2 protein-coding genes and 1 tRNA gene are annotated in these 2,733 nt (G+C 37.3%); all 3 read right to left on the reverse strand.

The features are described from left to right. Positions 1-701 precede the first annotated feature (701 nt). Entirely contained in the window at positions 702-1,154 is a 453-nt protein-coding gene (locus tag ACKPQ4_RS05965) for an adenylyltransferase/cytidyltransferase family protein (protein ID WP_407680288.1), read from the reverse strand. Between the two features lie 9 nt (positions 1,155-1,163). Then, positions 1,164-1,850 carry a CDP-alcohol phosphatidyltransferase family protein gene (locus ACKPQ4_RS05970; RefSeq protein ID WP_407680289.1) on the reverse strand — a complete coding sequence of 229 codons (687 nt, stop codon included), beginning with the start codon at positions 1,848-1,850 and terminating at the stop codon, positions 1,164-1,166. A 331-nt stretch (positions 1,851-2,181) separates the two neighbouring features. Next, positions 2,182-2,256, reverse strand: a tRNA-Arg gene (locus ACKPQ4_RS05975). Positions 2,257-2,733: the final 477 nt, after the last annotated feature.

Raw genomic sequence — 2,733 nt, forward strand, 5'->3', positions numbered from 1 at the left:
ACTGGGTGTTCCTCCAACTTTCTTAGCAAGTTATCATTAACTGTAATCATACCTTTTCAGGAAATAAATTTAGGCAGTTTTAGCAAATCGATAAAATTACCTTTAATTTAATTTCTACGGTCTGGCTATCTCAGAGTCCACGAGTTAAATAATGTCTTAGCGAACTGGTCGAGGTGCTCCAGCAGTCCAAATTTCTCCTCTTGCTTCACAGGTTCCAATATCAGGTGCATAAACTAAAAAGTTGGCAGCAATCTTTGAAAATATTCTTACTTTAACTTCCAAAGCACTTGTATTTAGGATGGAAGATCAAGACCGACTCGTTACCGAAATAAACAACATTGAAAGCAAAGACTCGATGCTTTAGAGGCTTTGGGATGGATATTAGAAAAGCCAATTGCTGAAAAACTTTTGCAAGCAAAACTGGAAAACGGAAATGGCAACTGCATCAATAAATCGATTACCGCAAACCTGCCGTAATTAAAGAAAGGCCATAACCCTTGGCAAGCAAAGGTTGTGAACGAACTCAGTCCTAAAGCACTTGCATAACCCATCCAGAACCATGGGTATGATTGCTTTTCTCCCACATCTATCTACTTTCCACAAAAATAAACTAACTCTTTTTTCTTACTTTTAATCTAAATTTATCCAAAACGAATGGAAACTAGAAATATGAAAATATAAATGCTAAATGGACAGAAATTTCATTCATTTAAAGAAATTCCCTGAGCCAAAATTTCCCCCCGGTGAGATTGATCGATCACATTTTGTTTGATCTTCGAGGAAGATGTACGGGGATTATAACAGACTTGGATGAGTTTCTTTCCTTCTTTGCAGAGGTATGCCTCCACATCAAGGTTATGGGTATTGTTTCCCCAGTCCTCTCCAATAACAAAAACATCTGGCTTCAATTCTTCGCAACCTGAAACATATTCCAATTCATAATAAGGTCGTACAATATCCACGCATTTCAAGGCCCTCAACATTTCCATTCGTTCCTCCAGCGGGATAATAGGCAGGTTGGGTTTGTAAGAACTTACCACGCTATCTGAACCAACTCCAACGGCTACTGTGTCCCCCAAAGTTTTACAATACTCCAATAAGGCCAAATGCCCAACATGTAATAAATCAAATGTGCCTACTGTGTAAATGACCATGTAATTGACCTAAATTTGATTGGATTGCTTCCAATAAAAAAAACAGGTAATTAAAACGGTATAACTTCCTAGTAAATATACATTAATTGGATTGGAAGAAAGCTTTGGGGTTTTGATTTGAGAAATATTAAGAACAGCAATGAGTAAACTTAGTAGTAGTAAAATCATTGAAAATGATTCGCCGATCCACCCTTCGAAAATAAAGATGAAGGCTAAAAAAATATTGTTATTATCGAGCGCCAAACCTGTGTAGTGACTTCCACCAGAGAGCCCAAAAACACTAAAATAACTTAACCTCAAGGCACTCGCAAAAAGAAGAAATAAAGCAACCGTAAGAAATTCAACTTCAAATCCACCGTAGCATGCAATTAAGATTGCAGGCGTAACCCCATAACTGACAATGTCTATTAAAACATCCAGCTGTGCTCCAAACTTCCCTTGCATTTCATTTCGACCACTCATCCCTCTGGCAATAAGTCCATCCGCCCAATCGAATGCAACTGCCCAAATCATACCAACCATAGCTACATAGAAAGCAGCATGAATCGAAGCATAAATTGCTATTCCCGAACAAGCTAAGCCCGCAAAGGAACATAAATTGGGAATGTCCCAAAAAAAAGAAACTATAGTTGGGAGAGGAGGCTCAGTAGAACTTGTTGACTTTCTTGAAGGCCTTTGATGATCAGAGGTATTAATTTTTTATGTAAATGATTGTGATTATTAAAATAAATGCACTTACATAAAATGGAGTAAGGAAATATCACCACACCTTATAAGTATATTAATGATTTTATCAAGCTTTATTAATGGATTTTATCTTATATTATACACCTACATAAAACTACATTAATTCGATTGGAAGAAAGTTTTGTCGGGGGATCCAACAAACTCACCCAAACTTGAATTGAAACATATTACAATTACTTCTCTTTTAGTTATGCTTAATGCATCCCTTTAAACTGGGGGATGTAACTAGTTTAACAATAATTCGCTTTTAAAGACAACAGGCTACAACGCTGATTGAGACTGGCGCTCCCGCTGGGAGTCGAACCCAGATCTTCGGTTCCGGAGACCAATGTTCTATCCATTGAACTACAGGAGCAAATACCCCTTAAATAGTGACCCTTAGCACAATCCTGTCAACATGGTTGTTTTGCCTCGGTAGAGCAGTTACGGGAGCAGAAAGAAACTCAAGGGTCTTTGGTGTCATTATCACCATTCTAGGATACTCGTGCTGATCCTTTTTCGGGCATTTTGCTTTCTCGATATTAAACAAATCAACAAACCATTTGTATCGTTCTAAACTGGAAAATTTATCATCCAAACATCTTTGATACCATTAATCTTAGCTAAATTTTTAATAGATTAATAATTAATATTTTGTGAGTTGACAACCCACCTTTGTTGAGATTGAGTCTCAATATCAACTGAGATTGAGTCTCAGTATCAACAAAACAAACTACCTATGAAAAAACTAAAGTCACAAAGATGGGCGAGGGCAATGGTTGCCGTTGCTCTCTCATCATTCCATATAAATGCATTCGCGGATGAAAAAGCATCTGGTGAACTTGATCCACTA

The sequence above is a fragment of the Candidatus Chordibacter forsetii genome, assembly GCF_964187505.1.
GTDB classification, from domain to species: Bacteria; Verrucomicrobiota; Verrucomicrobiia; order Opitutales; family Seribacteraceae; genus Chordibacter; species Chordibacter forsetii.